This window comes from Actinacidiphila alni (assembly GCF_900112845.1).
Taxonomy (GTDB): Bacteria; Actinomycetota; Actinomycetes; order Streptomycetales; family Streptomycetaceae; genus Actinacidiphila; species Actinacidiphila alni.
The window spans coordinates 466,427-487,621 of the sequence record NZ_FONG01000001.1 but is presented as its reverse complement, the minus strand read 5'-3'; the positions used below and the strand labels follow the sequence as shown (position 1 = coordinate 487,621).

The following is a 21,195-nucleotide window of genomic DNA, read 5'->3' as shown; positions in this document are numbered from 1 at the left end:
GAGGACGGCGGTTCAGTCGTTGCGGGGTGCGGGCGCGACGCTCGCGGCAGCGGGTTCGGCCGCGGCGGGCCTGCCCTGCTCGGTGCCGGGCTGCTCCCCCGGGACGCCGCCGCCGGACGGCGGCGTGCCCGCCGAGGCGGCGGCGGAGACGCCGAGCGGGCCCGACTCGGCCTCACTCGGGCGTGCCTGACGGGCCGTCACCGCAGGCGCACCGGCCGCTTCCGGCAGTTGGGCCCGCGCGGCGGGTGCGATCGCGGAGACGCCGGCCAGGCCCGGTTCCTCGGTGGCTTCCGCGTACGGCAGGGGCGGCGCGGCGGCCGGCTGCGGCGGTGGCGCGTAGGGCGGCAGGGAGCCGATCGCGGCGGCGACGGCGCGCGGCAGGGAGGTGGCGCGGACCCGCAGCGGCGTGCCGTGGACGGTCAGCAGGCCGTCCCGGTCGACGGTCAGCAGACGGGCGCGCCCGTGGGTGCGGCCGTACGCGAGCACGCGCGGCCCATCGCCCGCCATGTCCGGCAGCGGGGCCGCGCAGACGACGAAGGCGGGTTCGTCGTGGCCGGCGCTCCAGTCGGCAGCATCCCGCAGCGCCTGCGCGGCGGATGGTCCCGCGTACCGCGGGTGGACGCCGTCGGCGACGGTGACGGCGCCGGGCGGCAGCCGCCGGTCGAGCTGCGCGGCGAGCGCCTGGACCAGCGGGCGGGCCACGCGTTCGTCGCCGTCAAGCGAGGTGACCGGCGCTCCGGCCGCGAGGTCGAGGAAGACGGCGCGGCCCCCGTCGACGCCGACGGCGGCGATCAGTACGGGCGGCGCCGCGGACTCCTCCGCCTCTTCCCAGCCGAGGCCGGCGGCGGGCCGCAGGTCGTGCCACTCCTCGTACGCGCTCCACCACACGCGCGGGTCGCGGTCGTCGGCGATCCACGGCGGGGGCGGCTCGGGGACGTCGCGGCCCGCGACGAGGACGCCGACCAGACCGTCGTCCGCGCCGTCGCCGACGAGCACGCCGTACGGCCGGCAGCGCCCGGGGGCCGCGGCGTAGGCGGCCCGCAGCGCGCGCTCCCCGGTCCGCCACACTCCCGGGTCGTCCAACAGCCGTCCCAATAGGCGGAGTTGCCGTCGGTAGCGGACCCAGCCGCGCAGCGGCGCGGTGAAGGCGTTCGCGGTCAGCCGGCTCTCGCGCCGCAGCCTGCGGCGGACCACCCGCCAGCCGCCGATCCGCCGGACCGACCGGTTGGCGATCACCAGTGCCGCGACGACGAGACCGAGCAGGCCCAGCGTCGTACTGATGCCGCCCCGGTGGTCGGTGAACACCTGGAGGGGCCCGCCGGCCAGCTCCACGACGGCCGGTCCGGAACGTGTCATGCGGCCGTCTCCTCGTTGTCCTGCGCCACGTGGTTCTGCGCCACGGTGCGCTGCGCCACGCCCAGCTCGCGGCGCAGCGAGCGCATCGCGTGGTGGGTACGGGACTTGACCGTCCCGCGGGGTATGCCAAGGACGTCGGCGACCTCTTCGCTGCCGCGCCCGTAGATGTGCACATGGACCAGCACTTCGTGGTGCGCCCGCGGCAGCCTGCGCAGGGCGAGTTGCAGCCATCTGCGGTCCACGACGCGGTCGGCGAGGTCGTACCAGTCGGCCGTGTCCGGCCGGACGTCGGCCGCGCTGCCGACCGGTATCGCGCGGTCCTTGCGCCAGGTGTCGACGGCCAGATTGTGCGCGATGCGGAAGAGCCAGGGCCTGATCGGCCGTTCCTGCCAGTCGAGTTGGTCGGCGCGCAGCCAGGCCCGCAGCAGCGTCTCCTGGACGACGTCCTCGGCGTGCCGCAGATCGGGCGCGAGCAGTTTCACCACATAGCGCAGCAGCGCTTCCCGTTCCCCGCGCAGCCGCGCCGCCGCCAGCTCACCGCCCGCCGCGGACGGGGCTCTTAAGCCGCTCGCCCCACCGCCTGACGGCGTGTCAGGAACATTCTGTGTCCGTTTCACCACAGTTCCCTCTCTGCCCGGCAGCACTTCCGATCACGGTAGGCGCCCATCCGACCAGGTCAGATAACCCCTCATGAACGAACGTCAACAACCGCATGACTCCCGCCCGAACCACCGGACCCGCTCGCCGGGACGACGGGGATGCGGCCTCCGGGTGGACGTGACGTCACGGAGGGAAGGCTTCCGGGATTCAGCCGCGGCGGGCGGCGTTGTACGCCGCCACCTGGGTGCCGAGGCCGGGCGTGGTCGGGATGAGGCCGAGCATGACGACGGCGGCGCCGGGGCGGTCGGTGTGGATGCGGTCGACCAGATCGGCCAGCCTGGCCGGGGCGTTGGGGACGTCGATCCCGCGGTCGAGGTCGTTGATCCCGATGTGCAGCACCACCACGTCGGGGCGGGCGGCCGACAGCCAGTCGTCGATCCCGTCGCGGATCTGTGAGATCACATATCCGCTGTGGCCCTCGTTGGACTGGTCGGTGAGCGTGCCCGAATTCTGCGAGCCGACGAACTGCACGGCGTACGACGGCTGTTGGCCCACCAGCGCCGCCAACGGCGCGCGGTACGACGACGCGCTCGGGCTCCCGACGCCCCAGGTGATCGAGTCGCCGAGGGGCATCACGCGCACCTGCGGCACCGCCGTCCCGGCGACCGCGACCCCGCCGGGCAGCGACGTCAGCAGCAGCGCCGTGCCGATCGCGAGCGTGGCTCCCGGGAGCACGGCCCGCGTCCGGCGCATGTACCGACCGTCCTGACGGCTCGTCACATTCCTTACAGCCTGGTCGATTTGATGGTCGCCCTCCGCGCGCCGCACGGCGGGGTGGTCCGCCCGGGGCGCCGGACGGCGGCCGCCGTCCGCGTCCGGGAACGACCGGGCCGTCGACCGGCGGGCGCGCGCCTCCGCGCCGCGCCCGGAGTCCCGTACGGGCGGCCGGGTGAGCCGGACCGATCTGCGGAGCCTGCGGAGGACGGCCATGGCACTCTCCTTTTGCGGCACGGATGACAGCGTTGTCATGTTCCGGGCGGACAGCGGCGCGCCGACCGTAGCCAGTGGGCCATGTGCACGTCAATGGGGCGGCCGAGGTGCGTGAGCGGTGCGCGGTGGCCGGTTTCAGGCGGGTCGCAGGGCGGCCAGCAGGACCGTACGGTCGTCGGTGGTCGCGTCGGCGGGCGGATTGCCCAGCAGGTCGTCGCAGAGCGACTGCAACTCGCCCTGGTCCAGGTCGACTTCGGAGCCCTCGGGCCCGCTCGCGGCGCCGCGCTTCCCGCCCCCGGCCAGGCCGGAGTCGAGCGCGCGGGCCAGCCGGGCGATCCCGGCATCGATGTCGGAGCGGCGGCTCTCGACCAGGCCGTCGCTGTAGAGCAGCAGCAGCGTCGGCCGGTGGACCTCGATCACCACGGCCTCGCCGTTCCACGCGCTGAGCCCGAGCGGCAGGCCGGCGCCGAGCGGGACCTGCCGGGCGGCGTCGCCCGGACCGCGTATCAGCGGCGGCGGATGGCCGGCCCCGACCAGCGTGCACAGGTGCCGCACGGGATCCCACTCGGCGTACACGCAGGTGGCGAAGGAGGCGTCGGGCGTGTCGGCCGCGAGGGCGTCGAGCCGTTGCAGCATGTCGCGCGGGCCGGTGTCCAGAGCGGCCAACGTCCTTGCCGCCGTGCGCAGTTGGATCATCGCGACGGCGGCCTCCGGGCCGTGGCCCATGGCGTCGCCGACGATCAGGCCGATCCGGCCGTCCGAACGCGGCAGCACGTCGAACCAGTCGCCGCCGATGATGTCGTTCCGGCCCGCCGGCCGGTAGCCGTGCGCGACCAGGCAGCCCTCGACCGTCCGGTGGGTGTCCGGCAGCAGGCTGTTGCGGATGGCGAGCGCGGTACGGCGCTCGTGCTCGTACCGGCGGGCATTGTCCAGCGCGACGGCCGCCCGCGACGCCAGCGACTCCACGGCCGCCATGTCCTCGAGGCCGAAGCGCGGCGCGTGCGGACCACGGGTGCAGGCGATGAAGCCGATCGCCGCGCCCTGCAGCCGGATCGGCACGACGAGGAAGGACGCGGTGCGCAACAGGTCCTGCACTCGGCCGTCGTCGTCGCCGGAGGCGGCCAGCCGGTCGAAGGTGTGCGTGTCGACCGCGTCGAGCAGCTGCGCGTGCCCGGTGGCGAGCGCGCGGGCGTACGGGGTGCGGCGCGGGAAGACCAGCACCTCGTCGATGGGCAGCGCCCCGTCGCGGCCCTCCGCCGCCTCCGCGCCCATCCGCAGCGCCAGCCGGCGCGCCTCGACCTGCGGCGGGTCGGCGGCGGACCCGGTGCTCTCGTCGACGAGCCAGCGCTCCAGCAGGTAGACGGAGGCCGCGTCGCAGAAACCGGGGGTCAGGGCGTGGACGACGCGATTTCCGGTCACGTGGAGATCGAGTTCCGAGCCGATCATGTCGGCGGCGGGGCCGCCCGCCACCTGCCGACGGCGGCGCGCCGCGGGCTCGTCGCGGACGGCGGACGCCGTGCCGGGCGCGGCTCCAGGCGCGGCGGCGGACACGGTTCCCGGCCCGGCCGCGGACATGAGGTCGGGCGCGGCTCCGGGGACGCTTCCGAGCAAGCTTGGGGAGACCGCCCCGGCCGCGGACACGGGTTCCGCCCCGGTCGCGGACACGGCTTCCGGCCCGGCCGCGGACACGGCGCCGGGAACAGTTTCGGACACGGCTGCGGACCTCGTCTCGGGCGCGACCTGCGGGGCCGGGAGGGCCGGGAAAGCCGGGAGGCTCGGCAGGGGGTCGCCCGTGGAGTCCTCGCGGTGTTCGTGAGCTTGGTGTGCTTCGCGCATGTCGTGGGCGTCATGCGCCTGGTGTGGTTCACGCGCGTCATGTGCTTCGTGTCGCAGGGTCATGCCTTCCGCCGGGCCGGTGCGGGTGGCGGCCGAAACCGCCCGGTGACGACGTACGCACCCCGCTGCGCCACATCGCCGGGATCCTATGATGGCCCCTCAAGAGGCAGCCGTCGAAAGGGACTTGTGGTGACTGGGCGCGAAGAGGTCCCCGAGGGCGTGGATCCGGCGAAGGCGAGCGTGGCACGGATCTACGACGCGATGCTCGGCGGCGAGCACAATTTCGCCATAGACCGGGAGGCGCTGGCGGCCTTCACCGCCATCGACCCGCAGGTCAGGGCGCTCGCCCGGGCGAACCGGGCGTTCCTCGGCCGGGCGGTGCGCCATCTGGTCGACGCGGGGGTGCGGCAGTTCATCGACCTGGGGTCCGGCATCCCGACCCAGGGCAATGTGCACGAGGTCGCCCAGTCGATCGCGCCCGGCACCCGGGTGATCTACGTGGACAACGACCCGGTGGCCGTCGCGCACAGCGCGTCGCTGCTCGCCGACAATCCCGACGCCGACATCGTCAACGCGGACATCCGGCGTCCGGCCGACGTGCTGAACGCCCCGCAGGTACGGAAGTTGATCGACTTCAACGAGCCGGTCGCGATACTGATGATCACGATCATGCACTTCATCACCCACGAGGAGGACCCGGCGGGGCTGGTCGCGGCCTACCGCGACGGGCTGCCCGCCGGAAGCTGGCTGGCGCTCAGCCACGCGACCGACCAGGACCGCCCGGGCACCGCCGCCGCCGTCGGCAAGCTCTACCGCTCCAAGGCCACCTCGCCGGTCACCGCCCGTTCCTACGAGGGGATCTCGGAGCTGTTCACCGGCTTCGACCTGGTGCCGCCCGGCCTGGTCTACGTGCCGCTGTGGCGGCCGGATCCGGCCGACGACGTGCCCGAGAACCCGTCCGAATACTGGGTCTACGCGGGCGTGGGCCGCAAGGCCGGCTGACCCGCCGCGCGCCACCGGTCGGCGGCCGGTCGGGTGGCCCGTCCGGCGGCCGGTCAGGCAAGCGCGCAGGTCCGGGTCGCACCCGGTCACGGAACCGGCCACGGAACCGGCCGCACCGCCGGTCGCGGAACCGGCCCGTCGGATCGCGGCCCGGCGTCGTACGATCAGCGAATGGCTGACACGACCGAAACCACGCCCGGCTGGCTGGCTCCCGACGATCTGGAGCAGACGCGCGCCCGTATGCCGATCCTGTACGTCGACGCCGTGCCGGTGCGCGTCGACGACAGCGGTGAAGTCACCCACATCGGGCTGCTGCTGCGGATCGGCCCGGACGGGACGATCAGCCGGACCCTGGTGTCCGGCCGGGTGCTGCACCACGAGCGGGTGCGCGACGCGCTGCTGCGGCACCTGGAGAAGGACCTCGGTCCGGTGGCGCTGCCGCGCATTCCGGCCTCGCCGCAGCCGTTCACCATCGCCGAGTACTTCCCGACGCAGGGCGTCACGCCCTACCACGACCCGCGGCAGCACGCGGTCTCGCTCGCCTACGTCGTACCGGTGGCGGGCGACTGTCGGCCGCGGCAGGACGCCCTCGACCTGGTCTGGTTCACCCCGCAGGAGGCGTCGTCGCCGCAGCTCCAGCAGGAGATGCCGGGCGGCCGCGGGGTGCTGCTCAAGCAGGCGCTGGCCCATGTGGGCTGCCTGGGCTGACGGTGCGGGCCTCCGGGCCCGCGCTACGGCCCGCCCCTGTCCTGTCATCTGTCAGGAGCGGCGGGCCGTGCCCCTTTCCTACCGTGCTGGTGGCGGCCCCGAAGGGGCCGGTCCACGAGTACGGGGGACGCGCGGGGACGCGCGCGAGGAGAGGAAGAGCGACATGGGCAAGGTCATGCGGGGCGTGGCGGCACTGGCGCTGTCGGTGGCGGCGGTCGGCACCGTGGGCGCGGCCGACGCGGGAGCGGCGACGGCCGCCGGTTCGGTGCACGGCTGCCCGTCCGGCGCCGTGTGCATCTACCCGGGTTTCGACTGGAACAACGACCGGCCGAGCTTCGTGTACTGGAGCTACGGTGCGCACAACCTGGTCAATCAGACGGGCGTCCACGAGGTCCTGAACAATCAGTACGGCGGCGCCGGCATGCGGCTGTGGTCGGGCTACAACGGCACCGGTTCGGTCATCGACAGCCTGGCCGCGGGCAGCGGCTGGGTGTACGACCTCGGGCCGGTCAACTCCATCACCCTCGACCGTCCCTGACGGCCCGTCAGCGACGGCACGCGGACCGGTGGGCGCGCCTGCCGGTCCGCGTGTCCGCATCGCTCGTCCGGGCCGCGTCCCGGTCAGCAGACGGGCACGCCCGGCAGCTCATTGTCCGGCGAGCTGATGTAGATGTTGCTCATGTAGCCGCCGTACTGCGGCAGATACGCCCACCAGTCGTTGGTGTACGGCGGCACCGAGACCGTGTCGCCCTGCTTCTGGCAGGACACGAGGGTCTCGACGCCGGGCGGCAGATTAGTCAGCACGGCTGATCCCGTGGTCGTGCCCGCCCTGACGTGGACGCCGCTGCCCCAGGTGCCGAACCAGCTGCCGGGACGCACCGCGCCGCCGGGCACGTTCAGGGTGCGCACCAGCCGGTCGAGGTTGGTGTACGCGGCGCCGAAGGCGGTGCCGTGCGGCTGGAGGGTGAAGACGGCGACGATCGAGCGGTCTCCGGCGCCGACGGTGCCGGTGGTGTGCAGCGCCACTTGGTCGATGTCCACCGAGGCCGGGGCCGGGGCCGCGTCCTTCACCGTCCGGCTCGTGGTCGTGGTCGCGGTCGCCGCGGTGTCGGAGCAGTCGCCCGAGGCTCCGAAGCCGGACCAGCCCTGCTTGACCGCCCACGGCCGGTCGAAGACGGTCGGGATGCCGAACCGCTGGTCGAACCCGTCGGCGCCGCAGCGCGTGGACTGCCGCAGGTCCCCCATCACCAGGTCGCGTACCGGAGCGGGCGCGCTGTCCAGCAGATAGCGGTAGATCCGTACGGTGTCGGCGGCCGACAGCGCCGTGTACCCCCAGGTCCCCGGATACGCGGCGGGCGGCGGCGCGGTGTCGGTGAGGCCGAGCCTGGCCACCATGCGGGTCACGATGGCGCTGCCGCCGTCCTGCACCCACAGGCTGCTGGCCACGTCGTCGTCGCTGCTGCGCAGCATCGCGTCCAGCCGCGTGTGGTCGGCGGGCACACCGCCCGTCCACATGGCGTCGAGGGCGATCAGGAGTTTCACGACGGACGCGGAGCGGAACTGCGTGTCCGCGTTGAGCTGTTCGGTGAAGGTGCCGGTCTGCCGGTCGAAGACGGCCACGCCCGCCGTGACGCCCGGCGGCACTGTCACGGCCGGGACGACCGCCCTGGCGTCGGCGTCGGTCGGCCGGTCCGCGTGCGCCGGCGGGGCGGTGGGCCCGGACAACGCCGCGGCAACGGCGGCGATCCCCGCCGCCCACGCGGTTCTCCTGCGGACATCCATCGCCATCACGACTCCCGTTCCCGGCGGCCCGCCCGTCGCGGGCCGGACACGAGCACGGTAGGAGCGCCGCCCGCGGCGCCGCTCCTGACAGGTGACAGGGGTGCCACCTGCGGCGGCGCGCGGCTCCGGGGGCTTCGCGGACGGTCGTCGGGAGTTCGGGCACACAGGGGGGCACGCGAGGGTTCGGGCACGCGAGGGGCGGCGTCAGGTCGCCGGCGAACCCTCCGGAGCGGGATCGGCGGGGGCCGGAATGGTGCGGGAGGCGGCGGCGGTGTCGATACGGCGAAGGGCCGGCCACATCAGCAGGCCGAGGGCGAGGGTCGGCACCCCGCCGGCCACCAGCGACCAGCGGCTGCCGAACTGCTGGGCGATCCAGCCGACCAGGGGGCCGCCGATCACTGTGGTGCCGCCCCAGGCCATCGCCCACAGGGCCATCACCCGGCCGCGCATCGACGGGTCGGCGGCGAGCTGCATCGCCGTCTTGGACAGCGAGTTGAAGGTGATGGCGGCGTAGCCGACGAACGGCAGCGCGACCAGCTCCCAGCCGAGGTTCGGCGCGACCGCGGCGGCCAGGATGGCGAGGCCCCACCCGATGCCCGCCCAGGCCAGGGAGACGGCGCGCCGATTGCCGCGGCTCGCGCTGACCAGGCCGCCGACCACCGCGCCGACGGCCATCAGCGTCGCCATGGCCCCGTACGTCCCGGCCCCGCCGTGGAAGGCGCCGCGCGCCACCAGCGGCAGCGTGACCGGGAATTCGTACGCCATCATGCCGGTGACCGTGAGCATCAGCAGGGGCAGCAGGAGGGCCGGGGTCCTGCGGGTGTAGCGCAGCCCTTCTCGGATCTGGCCCTTGCTGCGCGGGGGCCGCCGGGCCGCGTCGACCTCGGAGGTCCGCATCATCGCCAGGCTCGCGATGACCGCGGCGAAGGAGAGCGCGTTGAGCGCGAAGCAGGTCGTCAGACCGACGGCGGCTACGAGCGCGCCGCCCGCGGCCGAGCCGAACACCCGGGCCAGGTTGACCGATACGGAGTTCAGCGTGACCGCGTTGGCCAGCTGCTCGCGCGGCACCAGCTCGCCGATGAGGCTCTGCCGGGCCGGGTTGTCGAAGACGGTCAGCGAACCCAGCGCCAGCGAAAGGCCGATGACCATGCCGACGTTGATCACGTCGAGCGCGGTGAGCAGCGCGAAGAGCACGGCGATGAGGGCCGAGGACGACTGGGTCACGTACAGCAGGCGCCGCTTGTCGTAGCGGTCGGCGATCAGGCCGCCGACCGGACCGAGCACCACGAAGGGCAGGAAGCGGGCGGCGGTGGCCAAGCCCAAGTCGCTGCCGCTGCCGGTGAGTCGGAGCACGAGGAAGGCCAGTGCGAGCGACTGCATCCAGGTACCCGCGACGGAGACGGCGTAACCCCAGAAGTACAGGCGGTAGTTGCGGACCGACAGGGACGCGAGCATCCGGCCGAAGGGGCGGCGGCCCGGCGCCGCGGCTGCCTGGTGCGCCCCGGGGCTCATGACGCGCCTCGCGCCGTGCCGCGGTCTCCTGCCGGTACGGGCTCGTACGGCGGTGCGGACTCGTACGGCGGTGCGGACTCGTACGGCGGTACGGGTTCGTGGGCCGCGGGGGGACCGCCCGCGTCCTCGGGCGCCCGCTCGAACGCGGCGAGCCGCTCCATCAGCGCGCCCGCGGCCAGCAGGATCCGCTGCTCGTCCTCGTCCAGGAGGCCGGTGATCGCCCGGCCGAGCCAGGTGTCCCGCTCGCTGCGGACGTCCGCCACCATGGTGCGGCCGCTGTCGGTGAGCAGCACCGCGACGCGGCGCGCGTCCGTCGCGTCCTTGCGTCTGCGGACGTATCCGGCGCCCTCCAACTCCCTTAGCGCCGCAGCCACGTTGGAGCTGGTCATCTGCAGCTCCTCCGCGATCCGGCGCGGCTGCACGCCCTCCGGCAGCCGCACCACCGCGGTGATCACCTGCAGCGCCGTCCTGGACACCCCGTACGCGGGCAGGGACTCGCGGCGCAGCCGCCGCTGGAGCAGTTTCATCTGCACCCGGAACCGGCTCACATCGCGATCGTCCATAAGAGCTATGTTACATAGCTATTCGACATAGGTGTCATGGCGTGCCGCCGGGACGGCCGGCCCGTTCGCCGGGGGTGGTGCGTCAGAGGCGGTCGGCGGCGGCGATGACGTCGCTGACGAAGGCGCCGGTCAGGCGGAGGCGGCGCCGGGTGGTCGCGAGGTCGGGGTCGGCGGCGAGGGCCGCCGGGAGGGGTTCGCCGCGGCGGTACGCGAGGGCGGCGTGGAGCAGCGGGTGCCAGCGGGGCGCGAAGGCGGTGAGGGCGTGCGCGCCCGCGTCCTCCTTGGAGACGATCTCGCCGGTGGCGATCGTGCGGTGCAGCCGGGACACGCCGAGGGCGCCCCAGGCCGTGAGGGTGCGCCCGGCCGAGGGCACCACGGCCAGTGGCTCGCCGGGGGCCCGTCCGGCAAGTGCCCGGTCGGCCCAGGACCGCCAGTAGCCGTGCAGATTCGCCAGATTCCATTCGCGCAGCCGGTCCGGCTCCGGATCGAGGCCGAGCGTGCCGGGCGCCGGACCGCGCAACGGGATGCCGCGGTCCCGCAGCACCGTCCACACCACCGGGTTGACGTCGAAGCCGCGCCCGGCGGCGAACGCGATCCCGGTGTGCGAGGCGAGCGGGCGGATCGACGTAACCGGCCTGCCGAGGTCGGCCGCCGCCACGTACACCCCGTTCACCGTCCCCGGCACGGTCACCCGCCCCCGCAGCACCGCCCGTACGGCGGGCGTCGCGTTGCCGACCGGATGCAGGACGCGCAGCCGCCGCATCTCCCGCCCGGCCAGGCCGCCGTCCACGACCGCGACGAAGTCCACATCACTGACCCCCGCCCGCCACGCCCCGAGCGCGGCCGACCCGACCACATAGAACCCACTGATCCGCCCCGGCAACAACCGATCAGCGGCGGCCAAATAACGCCCGGCAAGCCGGGCGGCGTCGATCGGCAGCATCCGCCGAGTCTCCCACGCCCGGCCGCCGGTCCGTCGGAGCCGGACCCGCGCACGCCCCACACCCCGGGCCGCACCGCCCGCATCGGCGCGAGGCCGCGACCGACGACAGCAAGCGGGTCGGCCTCGACCGGCCGAGCCGGGCCTCCGGGCGGTGCCGATCGCGGCTGCCTAGTTCGGCTCAGGCCCCCGCGGAGCGGGATTCGCGCCATTCGGGGGACAGGACGGACCAGACCTCGGTGTCCTGGCGGGTGCCGCGGTGGGTGTAGTTGGAGCGGAGGACGCCGTCGCGGGTCATGCCGAGGCGTTTGGCGACGTTGATGCTGGGGGTGTTGGCGGCGGACACGAGCCATTCGACGCGGTGGATGCCGCGTTCGAGGACGGCCCAGTCGATGATGGCGCGAGCGGCACGGGTGACCAGGCCGCGGCCGGCGGCGGCGGGTTCGAGCCAGCAGCCCACCTCGGCGGTGCCGGCTTTCGCGTCGAAGAGCCGGAAGAGGACGCCGCCGACGAGGACGCCGTCCAGCCGGATGCTGTAGAGCCGGCCGGCGTCGGCGGCGGTCTTGTCGGCGTAGGACTGGAGCCAGGCCCGGGTCGAGTCCAGGTCGGCGGTGGCGTCGGCGAGCCCGATGTGCTGTCCGACGTACTCGCGCCCGCGGTCCATGTGGGCGAGGAACTCCTCGGCCTGCCAGGGCTCCAGCGGTCCCAGCTCGGCCCCGTCCCCCAGCGACATCGCGAACATCTCATCCTCCACAGACGGTGACGGGCGTGTCCCGCACGACCCAGCAGACTTACCGCAGCGCCGCTCCGCGGAACAGCGGTTTTCCCGGGCCCACGGCTCAGGCGCCGACCCGCCCGCGCCACGCGAGGAAGGGCACCATCGGCGACTGCCCGTCGAGATACGCCCAGGGCAGCTCGGTGGCCCGGTCGCCCAGCACCCGGAAGAGCGGCCGCGCGAGCCGGTCGTCCCCGGCCAGCGCGAAGGCCATCGCGAAGGTGTTGAAGGCGCGCGGCCAGTCCAGGCGGCGGACGAAGTCCGCGTGGTAGACGGACCGTGCGGCGGCCTGGTTGAGAGCGGCGAGCACCTCCGTACCGCTCAGGTACGGCGATTCCGGGTCGCCGCCTTGGTCGAGCCACTCCTCCAGGTGGGCCTGGGCGACGAGCTGCCCGAGCGGGCTGCCCGCACGGGCGCCGAGCATCGCCTCACGGGCGAAGGCGTGCATCCGCTCGTGCGAACCGCCCCACTTGGCGCTGAGCTGCTGCAAGTGCTGCCGGTGGGCGGCGGTGTGGCCGGGCGAGCGGCGCAGCGTCGCCGCGAAGCGGCTCTCGGCGACGTCGTCGGCGACCTGGAGGCCGCGCCCGCAGATCTGGAGGTAGTACCAGGGCGCGGCCCACTCCGGCTCGCGCTCGGCGACGTCGAGCAGCAACTCCTCGGCGGTCGTCAGCCGGGCGCGGAAGAGCTTCCACTGCTCGTCGGACACGTACTCCGCCGCGAGACCGGTCCTGGCGTGCCACGCCCACTCCACGTGCCGGGCGCCGGAGGCCAGCAGCGGCAGCGCGTCGTCGGGAGCCGCCGCGGCCGCCTCGCCGAGCCAGCGCTCCGGCCCCGAGACGGTCGCGAGGCCGTCCAGCAGGAAGGTCAGATCCTCGCCGTCGCCCACCGCGGCGGCCAGGTGACCGCGGATCACCGGCCACTGCCCGATGCCTTCCTTGGCCGCCGTCCGCATCGCCACGAGGCGCGCGTCGCCGAAGGCGGGATCGATCGCGTACGTCTTCTTGCGCCGGAAGAGGAACGTCTCGCCCTCGGCGCGCCGCACATGCAGAAGGCGGCTGGTCCACCAGGACATACGACGGCTCCCTCGGACGGCCGGTCACGGTATCCGCAGAATACGCTCGCGAGGGCCCGCCGCCGTCCGGGCCGGGCACCGGTCGGCCCAGGTCGGACGGGTGTCCGGCTCCGCACGGAGACCCCCCGTACGGAGAGCCCGGCGCAGAGGGCCCCGTACGGCTCAGGACGCGACGCCGACGGCGGGCGGCTGGACCCAGTCCGGGGTCCAGATGCCCGCGCCGCGCCGGGACGGCCAGGCCGCCCGCAGATGGCTCAGCAGCGCGGCGAGCGCCGGATGCGGATTGTCGGCGTGCCAGACCAGCGAGTGCGGGTAGACCGGTGTCGGTCCGCGCATGTCGATCCGGCGCAGGCCGTGGTCGGCGGGCCAGACGAGCCGGGTGCCGTCGCCGACGAAGGTCGCCAGCGCCGCGGAGTCCGCGATCACGTCGAGCAGCGGTTCGAGGCCGAAGTGCGGGCCGATACGGTCGACGGTGATGCCGAAGGCGTCGCCGAGGTCGGCGTAATAGGCGGCCCATTCGGTGCCGGGGACGATGCCGGGCATCCAGATCCGCCGCCCGGCGAGATCGGCCGGCGCGACCTGTCCCGCGCCGGCGAATTCATGGGCCGGACCGGTGAGGAGCTGCACCGGTTCGTTGTGCACACGCTCGGCCACCACCCCGTGGGGCAGCCGCCGTCCCGGCTGGGTGACCGCGCGGAAGGACGCGTCGATGGTGCCGGCCCTGACGGCCTCGACGGCCGCGTCGGCGTCGAAGAGGGTGACGACGTCGAGTTCGGTACCGGGGTGCGCCCGGTGGAAATCGCGCAGCAGCGCGGCCGGTGCGAGACGCCGGCCGATCACGTCGACCCGCAGCGCACGCCGGCCCGGCCGTACGGAAGCGGCGGCCCGCTCCTCGGACCGCAGCAGGTCACGGGCGTGCGGCAGGAACGCCTGCCCGTCGATGGTGAGCCGGGCGCCGCGCGCGGTGCGGGTGAACAGCCGCACCCCCAGCTCCTTCTCCAGGCCGGCGACCCGCTTGGAGACGGCCTGCTGGGTGACCGCCAGGTCGGCGGCGGCCTGCTGGAACTGCCCCGCGTCCGCGGCGGCGACGAAGGTGCGTACGGCATCGAGGTCCACGCCGACCGACCCTAGCCGCGGGGTACGACACTCCCCCGCCGTCCGTCCACAGGGGACGCCGTCGCACAACGCCGCGTTGTGCCGGGCCGCGTGTCGGTTGTTTGATCCGGTGCTCCGCGGCTCGCTACGGTCACGCCGGTCCCGCCGACGGGCGGAAAGCCGGCGGTGACCGGTGACCGGTGGACGTGACGGCGAAGGGTGCGCTCGGCATGACGACGGGGACGGTGGCGACGGCGACGGGGCGGCGGCCGGGCGCGCTGGGGCGGCGCTTCGGCTGGCTGTGGGCGGCGTACGGCGTCAGCGCCCTCGGCACCCGGCTGGCGTTCGGCGCCTTCCCGCTGATCGCGATCGTCGTCCTGCACGCCGGGACGACCGAGGTGTCGGTGCTGGCCGCCGCGGGCCTCGCGGTGGGCGCACTGGTGGCGGTGCCGCTCGGGCCCTGGATCGAATTCCGCCGCAAGCGGCCCGTGATGATCGCGATGGACCTGGTCCGCAGCGGGCTGCTGCTCAGCATCCCCGTCGCGTACGCCGTCGGCCGCCTCGGCTTCGCCCAGCTGCTGGTCGTCTCGGTCGTCGTCGGCGCCGCCGACATCGCGTTCACGACGGCGAGCGGGGCGTATCTGAAGTCGCTCGTGCCGCGCGAGGACCTGCTCGTCGCCAACGGGCGGTTCGAGTCGACGTCCTGGACGACGACGATGCTGGGGCCGCCGCTGGGCGGCGCCGCGATCGGGCTGCTCGGGCCGGTGACGACAGTGCTCGCCGACGCCGTCAGCTTCCTGCTCTCGGCGCTCGGGCTGGGCGCGATCGGCGGCGGCGAACCGCTTCCGGAGCGCGCCGGGCCCGTCGAGCGGTTCCGGGCCCGGGACCTGCTGGACGGCTGGCGGTACATCCTGGGCAGCCCGCGGCTGCGGCCGCTGTTCTTCAACACGGCCGTCTTCAACGGGCTGATCATGGCCGCCGAACCGTCGCTCGCCGTGCTGCTGCTCGGCGACCTCGGTTTCGCGCCGTGGCAGTACGGCCTGGTCTTCGCGGCGCCGTGCGTGGGCGGCCTCGTCGGCTCGCGACTGGCTCGCCGTCTCGTGGCACGGGTCGGGCAGCGAAAGGCGCTGCTCGTGTCCGGCACGCTGCGCGCGGTCTGGTCCTTCGGCCTCGTCTTCGTACGGCCGGGGCTGCCGGGGATCGTGCTGGTCATCGGCGTCGAGCTGGGCCTGATCACCGCGTGCGCCCTGTTCAACCCGGTGCTGGCCACCTACCGGCTGGAGCACGCCGGGACCGACCGGGTGGCCCGCACACTGTCCGCGTGGTCGGTCACCACCAAGGCCAGCATCGCCGCGCAGACCGCGCTGTGGGGGGTGCTGGCCGCGTTCACCGGCCCCCGTGTCGCCATCGGGATCGCCGGTCTGTGCGTGCTGGCGACGCCGCTGCTGCTGCCGTGGCGGGCCGGGACGAAGGGTGCCGGGCCGGCCGGGCCGGAGCCGCGGCCGGAACCCGAGCCCAAGGCCGGACCCGAGGTCGAGGTCGGACCCGAGGTCGGACCCACCACCGGGCTCGGGACCGCGACCGGTCCCGCGCCCGAGACGCCGGCCCGCACATGAGCGAGCCCGTACGTGACAGGTGCGTACGCGGGCAGGTGCATACGCGAGCGGGCCCGTACGTGAGCGAGCCCGCACGCGGGCGGGGCGTCACGCCCCGCCCCGTCGGCCCCGAAAGCCGTTTGACCGGCCCGGAGGCCGCTGACAGAGTCGGCCGCATGCCCTCCTTCACCGCGCCCGACGGGACCCGCTTCGCGTACCACGTGCTCGGGGACGGGGACGGGCCGCCGCTGATCTGCCTGCCCGGCGGGCCGATGCAGGCGTCCGCGTATCTGGGCGACCTCGGCGGGCTGTCCGCGGCGCGGCGGCTGATCCTGCTGGACCTGCGCGGCACGGGCGCGTCCGCGGTCCCGGACGACCCGGCGTCCTACCGCTGCGATCTGGTCGTGGCCGACGTGGAGGCGCTGCGCGAGCACCTGGGCCTTGACCGGATGGATCTGCTCGGGCATTCGGCGGGGACGAATCTCGCCGTGCTGTACGCGGCCCGCCACCCCGAACGGGTGGGCCGGCTCGCGCTGATCACGCCCAGCGTCCGGGCCGTCGGCGTCACGATCACCGGGGAGCAGCGCGTCGCGACGGCGCGGCTGCGGGCGGCGGAGCCGTGGTTCCCCGAGGCGTTCGCCGCCCTGGAGGCGGTCGTGGCAGGCCGTGGCGACGACGCCACCTTCCGCGCCATCGACCCCTTCTTCTACGGCCGTTGGGACGACGCGGCCCGCGCCCACCGGGACGCGGGCGAGACGTACCGGAACGAGGCGGCCGGCGCGGTCTTCGCCTCCGAGGACGCCTTCGACCCGGACGCGACACGCGCGGCGCTCGCCGCCTTCGGCGCCCCCGTCCTCGTCCTGGCCGGTGAGACCGACCTCAACACCCCGCCGCCCGCGGCGGCCGAGGTCGCCGCCCTCTTCCCGCACGCGGACCTGACCGTTCAGGCCGCGGCCGGCCACTTCCCCTGGCTCGACGACCCGGCCCGCTTCACCGCGACGCTCGCCTCGTTCCTCGACCGGGCCTGAGTTCCAGGACAGGCGCGGGCTCCGCTCACGCCTGAGCGGCTTCGTCCCGCTTGTCCTCGACGTGGACGACGGTCAGTTCCGTGCCGTCGCTGTGCCGCTTGGAGCGGCCGAACAGCCCGACGGCGAGATCGCCGCCCTCCTCGACCTCGTCGCGTGCCACATACGTCAGCACATCCGGGTGGTGGCTGGTGACCACCCAGCCGTCGCCGTCCTCGGCGGTGATGACGGAGAAGTCCCCGGCGGGGGAACCCGCGTGCACGGGTCCGCTGTCCCGGAGGATCCGCACGGCCTGCTCCGCCAGGTCCCCGTCGGGAGCGGTCAGCACGACGCAGGTGCCGTGGGCGAACAGCACCCATGTCGCACGGGGGTTGATCAGCAGGCGCCGCCAGGCGCCGATGAGTATCTCGGGTTCCATGCGCGCCATGATGGCGCACCCCACTGACAACCAACGTGAGGCCGGGACCGGCGTCCGGGCGGGCGCGGTCAGGCGGTGCTCTCCGCCCGGAGCCGGGCGGCGTCGCGGCCCGGCGACGTACCGAACTGGCGGCGGTATTCGCGGCTGAACTGCGAGGCGCTGTCGTAACCGACCGCGTGCCCGGCGCCCGCCACGTCGTCCGGGCGGGCGACGAGGCGGAGCCGGGCCTCCTGGAGCCTGATCTGCTTCTGGAATTGGATCGGGCTCATCGCCGTCACCGCCAGGAAGTTGCGGTGGAAGGCCGACACGCTCATCCCGGACAGCCGGGCCAGATCACCGACCCTGATCGTCTCCGCGTGGTGCTCGCGGATCCAGCGGACCGTCCTGCCGATGTGCGCGAGGCCGCTGTCCGCGAGACCCAACTGACGTACGGTGGCGCCCTGTTCGCCGGTGATCAAGCGCCAGAGGATCTCCCGCTCGATCATCGGCGCGAGCACCGGCAGATCGCGCGGGTGGTCCGGCAACCGCAGCATCCGTACGACGGCGTCGATCAGTTCGGCGGACGCGTCGCTGACCGCGATGCCCGGCGCCGGGGCCGTGCCGCGGGCGCGCGGGCCCGCGTCCCCGGACTCCGGCGCCTCCAGCAGCAGCGCGGCGATCGCGGACGGCCGCAGTTCGAGGCCGAAGCCGAGCGCGGGGCGCTGCGGGCTCGCCTCGGTGAAGTGCCCGTTGACCGGCAGGTCGAGGGAGGCCACCAGATACTGTCCCGCCCGGTACTCGTGCACCCGGTCACCGAGGGCCAGGCTCTTCGCGCCCTGCGCGATCAGCGCGAAGACGGTGCCGGAGGTGGAGTCGGACGGGGCGGCGACCCGGTCGACCAGCGAGACCATCACCCCGTCGAGCGCGTCCGTGCCGCCGTCACGGACCCGCCGGGTGATGAGCGTGCGCAGTTCGTCCAGGCTCATTCCTTCATTGAAGCAGGCGGCCGTACGGCGAGCGGCGGGCCGGACGTCAGTGGTCGTACGGGCGGGCGGCCGGACGTCGGTGGTCATACGTCAGGCGGCCGTACGGCGGGCGGGCGCGTCAGCGCGCGGCGGTGACCGCCGCCCTCAGCACGTCCTCGAACGGGGTCGGCGGGCGGCCGATCAGCTCGCCGAGCGCCGGGTCGACGTGTGCGAACTCGCCCTGCCGGCTCGCGGCGAACATCCCGAGCAGCAGGTCCGCCAGCCATGCGGACCCGCCGTGCCCGAGCAGATTCGCGCGGTACTCCTCGTCGGTGACGACGACCCGCTCGACCTTCCGCCCGGACAGCTCGGAGGCCAGCTCGGCTATCGCGGCGAGGTCCAGCGCCTCGCCGCCGGTCAGCGGCGCTGTCGGACCCACCGGACCGCCGTCGGCGGCGAGGACACGGGCGGCGGCCTCGGCGAGGTCCGCGTGCGCGGTCCAGGAGATCGGGCCGTCCTCCGGCGCCGCCAGCACACCGGTCCGTACGGCATCGCCGAGCAGCATGATCGCCGAGGAGGCGTAGTAGCCGTTGCGCAGCGACGTCCAGTCCGTGCCGCACTCGCGCAGCATGGTCTCGGTGGCCGCGTGGTCGGGCATCGGTGCGAAGAGCGAGGTCGGGCTCGCGCCCATGTGGCTGGTGTAGAGGACGCGGCGGGCGCCCGCCTCGACGGCGGCGTCGATCGCGGCACGGTGCAGGGCGAGCGCGGCCTCGCCGGTGGTGCCCGCGGACACGACCAGCACCTGCGACGCGCCCTCGAAGGCGTGCGCCAGGCCCGCGGGGTCGGCGAAGTCGCCCTGCCGTACGCGGACGCCCCGGTCGAGCAGGTCACGCGCCTTGCCGGGATCGCGGACGCTGGCGCCGATCCGCTCGGCGGGGACGTACGACAGCAGGCGTTCGACGATGTCCCGGCCGAGCTGCCCGGTGGCTCCGGTGACGATGATCATGAGGCCCTCCAGAGTGCAATAAATCAGTGCTAACGCATTTCACGCTAGCACTGGAATCGTGATCAGCGCTAACAATGATCCTGTTACCGTTGTCACCATGGACGACGGAGGCGGTACGGCGGAGCGCGGCACGTACGACGGCGACAGCGGCGGCGCGGATGGGGCCGATGCGGGCGGGGTCGACGCGGACCGGGCCGGGGCTCATGACGGCGGTGGGCAGGGCGCCGGCGCCCGGGACGGCGGGCCGCGCGAACGCATCCTCGCCGTCACCGCCAAGCTGCTCGCCGAGGGCGGCCGGGAGGCCGTCTCGACCCGAGTGGTCGGCGCGGCGGCCGGGGTGCAGGCGCCGACGATCTACCGGCTCTTCGGCGACAAGCAGGGCCTGCTCGACGCGGTCGCCGCCGACGGCTTCGCCGCCTATCTGGACAGCAAGACGGACCTGGAGCCCACCGCGGACCCGGTGGCCGACCTGCGCACCGGCTGGGACCTGCACATCGGCTTCGCCCTGGCCAACCCGGCGCTGTACCTGGTGATGTACGGCGAACCCCGGGCCACGCCGGCGCCCGCGGAGGTCGCGGGGCTGGAGATCCTCGCCGGGCACATCCGGCGGGTCGCCGAGGCCGGGCGGCTGCGGGTCGGCGAGGAACGCGCCTCCCAGCTCATGCGGGCCGCCGGCCACGGCGTCGCCCTCACCCTGATCGCGACGCCCGCCGACCGCCGCGACCCCGAACTGTCCGCCATGGCGCGCGAGGCGGTCGTCACCGCGATCACCACCGACACCCCGGCCGTCGCCGGCCCCGGACCCGTCACCGCCGCCGTGGCGCTGCGCGCCGCCCTCCCCGGCACCACCGCCCTGAGCCCGCACGAGCAGGCGCTGCTGCGGGACTGGCTCGACCGGATCGCCGCCGCGCGGGAGTAGGGCCGGTCCGGAGTACGTCCGCGGAGGGCTGCCCTCCGCCGCCCGGCCGTGCCTACCCTCGGAACATGACCACGGGGGACGATCTGCTGCTGCTCGCCATCGACCCGGGCAAGCGGCGTCTCGGTGACATCGGCCGGCTCCGGTTCGCGCTGCGCGCGGCCGAGTTGGCGGATCTGGAGCTGGCCGGACGGATCAGCGTCGGCGCCCGGCTCATCGAAGTGCGCGACACGGAACGGGTGCCGGACCGCCGCCTCGGCAACGTATTGCACGCGCTGGCCACGGCCTCTCCCCCGCCCCGCCTGCCGGACTGGCTGCGGCAGACCCCGCGCTCGCTCGCCACGGAGTACCTGTCCCGGCTGGCGGACCAGAAGGCCGTACGGGTCCGGCGGTGGCGCGACCGCACCGGCCGTACGAGGCACGATCTCCTCTCGGTCGACACCGCTCGGCGCCGTACGGCGCTCGCCCGGCTCGACGCCGTTCTCGGGCCAGGACCCGGCGACCCGCCGGCCACCGACGCCGACCGCGTACTCGCCGCTCTCGTACAGGCCGCGGGTCTCGCGCACGCCGCCTATCCCGGGCTGCGCGGCCGGGCCGCCCGCCGCAGGCTGGCCGCGCTCGCCCCGGAGGCGGCCGCCACCGCCGTGGACGAGGAACTGGCCGACGCGATCGTCATGGGCGCCGACCTGCTCAGCGCCCGCCTGTCCGGCGAACTCCGCGAGCTGTACGAGGACTTCGGCACTGGTGCGTCGGGCCACGGCGGCTACGGCGACTCGTGGTCGGACGGCGGAGGACAGCACCATGGCGGCGGCCATCACGGCGGCATGGACGGCGGACAGCACGGCGGCGACAGCGGTGGGGGCGGCGGGCACGGCGGCTGGTGACGGGCCCGGCCGGCGGGGGCGGCTTCCGTCGGTCCGCCGGAGGGCCTTTTGTCATCGCGTACGGCGGGTCCGTGCGTCAGCCCGTACGGCGGTCCGTGCGTCGGGTCGTACGGCGGTCCGTCCAACGGTACGTGCGTCGGGCCGTTTCGCAGCTGGCGGCGATCGGTGGTGTGATG

The 21,195-nt window shown here is 74.4% G+C and carries 21 protein-coding genes; 7 read left to right on the top strand and 14 right to left on the bottom strand.

All coding sequences use genetic code 11. The features are described 5' to 3' along the window. Positions 1-12 precede the first annotated feature (12 nt). From BM076_RS02075 to BM076_RS02060, 4 genes are all read right to left on the bottom strand, one after another. Positions 13-1,356, bottom strand: a complete 1,344-nt coding sequence (locus tag BM076_RS02075) for a hypothetical protein (protein WP_093711543.1) — start codon at positions 1,354-1,356, stop codon at positions 13-15. Then, positions 1,353-1,973 (bottom strand): sigma-70 family RNA polymerase sigma factor, encoded by a 621-nt coding sequence (locus tag BM076_RS02070; protein ID WP_177246283.1) that lies wholly within the window; start codon positions 1,971-1,973, stop codon positions 1,353-1,355. Before BM076_RS02070 ends, BM076_RS02075 begins: the two co-directional genes overlap by 4 nt. Positions 1,974-2,163: 190 nt before the next feature. Continuing rightward, the gene (locus tag BM076_RS02065) at positions 2,164-2,709 is read right to left on the bottom strand and encodes an SGNH/GDSL hydrolase family protein (protein WP_093711738.1); all 546 of its coding nucleotides are present in this window, start codon (positions 2,707-2,709) and stop codon (positions 2,164-2,166) included. A 372-nt stretch (positions 2,710-3,081) separates the two neighbouring features. Next, on the bottom strand, positions 3,082-4,497 hold the full coding sequence (locus tag BM076_RS02060; protein WP_322934416.1) for a PP2C family protein-serine/threonine phosphatase: 1,416 nt from the start codon (positions 4,495-4,497) through the stop codon (positions 3,082-3,084). Positions 4,498-4,971: 474 nt separating this feature from the next. Between BM076_RS02060 and BM076_RS02055 the strand changes: the two genes are divergently transcribed. The 3 genes from BM076_RS02055 to BM076_RS02045 all read left to right on the top strand — a co-directional run bounded on the left by BM076_RS02055 (position 4,972) and on the right by BM076_RS02045 (position 7,030). Beyond that, the gene (locus tag BM076_RS02055) at positions 4,972-5,784 is read left to right on the top strand and encodes an SAM-dependent methyltransferase (protein WP_265737071.1); all 813 of its coding nucleotides are present in this window, start codon (positions 4,972-4,974) and stop codon (positions 5,782-5,784) included. A 171-nt stretch (positions 5,785-5,955) separates the two neighbouring features. Then, positions 5,956-6,492 carry an NUDIX hydrolase family protein gene (locus BM076_RS02050; RefSeq protein WP_093711540.1) on the top strand — a complete coding sequence of 179 codons (537 nt, stop codon included), beginning with the start codon at positions 5,956-5,958 and terminating at the stop codon, positions 6,490-6,492. 163 nt (positions 6,493-6,655) lie between these two features. After that, entirely contained in the window at positions 6,656-7,030 is a 375-nt protein-coding gene (locus tag BM076_RS02045; RefSeq protein WP_093711539.1) for a hypothetical protein, read from the top strand. Positions 7,031-7,113: 83 nt separating this feature from the next. Here the strand turns inward: BM076_RS02045 and BM076_RS02040 are convergent, their stop codons facing one another. The 7 genes from BM076_RS02040 to BM076_RS02010 all read right to left on the bottom strand — a co-directional run bounded on the left by BM076_RS02040 (position 7,114) and on the right by BM076_RS02010 (position 14,252). Continuing rightward, the gene (locus BM076_RS02040; protein ID WP_093711538.1) at positions 7,114-8,280 is read right to left on the bottom strand and encodes a serine hydrolase; all 1,167 of its coding nucleotides are present in this window, start codon (positions 8,278-8,280) and stop codon (positions 7,114-7,116) included. Between the two features lie 198 nt (positions 8,281-8,478). Further along, positions 8,479-9,786, bottom strand: coding sequence for an MFS transporter (locus tag BM076_RS02035; RefSeq protein WP_093711537.1), 1,308 nt, complete (start codon positions 9,784-9,786; stop codon positions 8,479-8,481). After that, positions 9,783-10,349, bottom strand: coding sequence for a MarR family winged helix-turn-helix transcriptional regulator (locus BM076_RS02030; protein ID WP_093711536.1), 567 nt, complete (start codon positions 10,347-10,349; stop codon positions 9,783-9,785). Before BM076_RS02030 ends, BM076_RS02035 begins: the two co-directional genes overlap by 4 nt. An 82-nt stretch (positions 10,350-10,431) precedes the next feature. Then, positions 10,432-11,292, bottom strand: a complete 861-nt coding sequence (locus tag BM076_RS02025) for an aminoglycoside adenylyltransferase domain-containing protein (protein ID WP_093711535.1) — start codon at positions 11,290-11,292, stop codon at positions 10,432-10,434. Positions 11,293-11,470: 178 nt separating this feature from the next. Further along, positions 11,471-12,031, bottom strand: a complete 561-nt coding sequence (locus tag BM076_RS02020; protein ID WP_093711534.1) for a GNAT family N-acetyltransferase — start codon at positions 12,029-12,031, stop codon at positions 11,471-11,473. 97 nt (positions 12,032-12,128) lie between these two features. Next, entirely contained in the window at positions 12,129-13,136 is a 1,008-nt protein-coding gene (locus BM076_RS02015; protein WP_093711533.1) for a hypothetical protein, read from the bottom strand. A gap of 162 nt (positions 13,137-13,298) precedes the next feature. Next, entirely contained in the window at positions 13,299-14,252 is a 954-nt protein-coding gene (locus BM076_RS02010) for a LysR family transcriptional regulator (protein WP_093711532.1), read from the bottom strand. Between the two features lie 209 nt (positions 14,253-14,461). Here BM076_RS02010 and BM076_RS02005 point away from each other — a divergent pair, with 209 nt between their 5' ends. Then, positions 14,462-15,847, top strand: coding sequence for an MFS transporter (locus BM076_RS02005; protein ID WP_093711736.1), 1,386 nt, complete (start codon positions 14,462-14,464; stop codon positions 15,845-15,847). Positions 15,848-16,002: 155 nt separating this feature from the next. Further along, the gene (locus BM076_RS02000; protein ID WP_093711531.1) at positions 16,003-16,854 is read left to right on the top strand and encodes an alpha/beta fold hydrolase; all 852 of its coding nucleotides are present in this window, start codon (positions 16,003-16,005) and stop codon (positions 16,852-16,854) included. Between the two features lie 25 nt (positions 16,855-16,879). On the opposite strand, the gene BM076_RS01995 is transcribed toward BM076_RS02000, so the two are convergent. The 3 genes from BM076_RS01995 to BM076_RS01985 all read right to left on the bottom strand — a co-directional run bounded on the left by BM076_RS01995 (position 16,880) and on the right by BM076_RS01985 (position 19,219). Further along, positions 16,880-17,269, bottom strand: a complete 390-nt coding sequence (locus BM076_RS01995) for a hypothetical protein (protein WP_093711735.1) — start codon at positions 17,267-17,269, stop codon at positions 16,880-16,882. Between the two features lie 68 nt (positions 17,270-17,337). Further along, positions 17,338-18,234: an AraC family transcriptional regulator gene (locus BM076_RS01990; RefSeq protein WP_093711530.1), complete on the bottom strand. Its 897-nt coding sequence runs from the start codon at positions 18,232-18,234 to the stop codon at positions 17,338-17,340. Positions 18,235-18,352: 118 nt separating this feature from the next. Continuing rightward, positions 18,353-19,219, bottom strand: coding sequence for an NAD(P)H-binding protein (locus tag BM076_RS01985; protein ID WP_093711529.1), 867 nt, complete (start codon positions 19,217-19,219; stop codon positions 18,353-18,355). 97 nt (positions 19,220-19,316) lie between these two features. Between BM076_RS01985 and BM076_RS01980 the strand changes: the two genes are divergently transcribed. Together BM076_RS01980 and BM076_RS01975 are read left to right on the top strand one after the other, a co-directional pair. Next, positions 19,317-20,138 carry a TetR/AcrR family transcriptional regulator gene (locus BM076_RS01980; protein ID WP_093711528.1) on the top strand — a complete coding sequence of 274 codons (822 nt, stop codon included), beginning with the start codon at positions 19,317-19,319 and terminating at the stop codon, positions 20,136-20,138. A gap of 65 nt (positions 20,139-20,203) precedes the next feature. Continuing rightward, the gene (locus tag BM076_RS01975; protein WP_093711527.1) at positions 20,204-21,019 is read left to right on the top strand and encodes a GOLPH3/VPS74 family protein; all 816 of its coding nucleotides are present in this window, start codon (positions 20,204-20,206) and stop codon (positions 21,017-21,019) included. Positions 21,020-21,195: the final 176 nt, after the last annotated feature.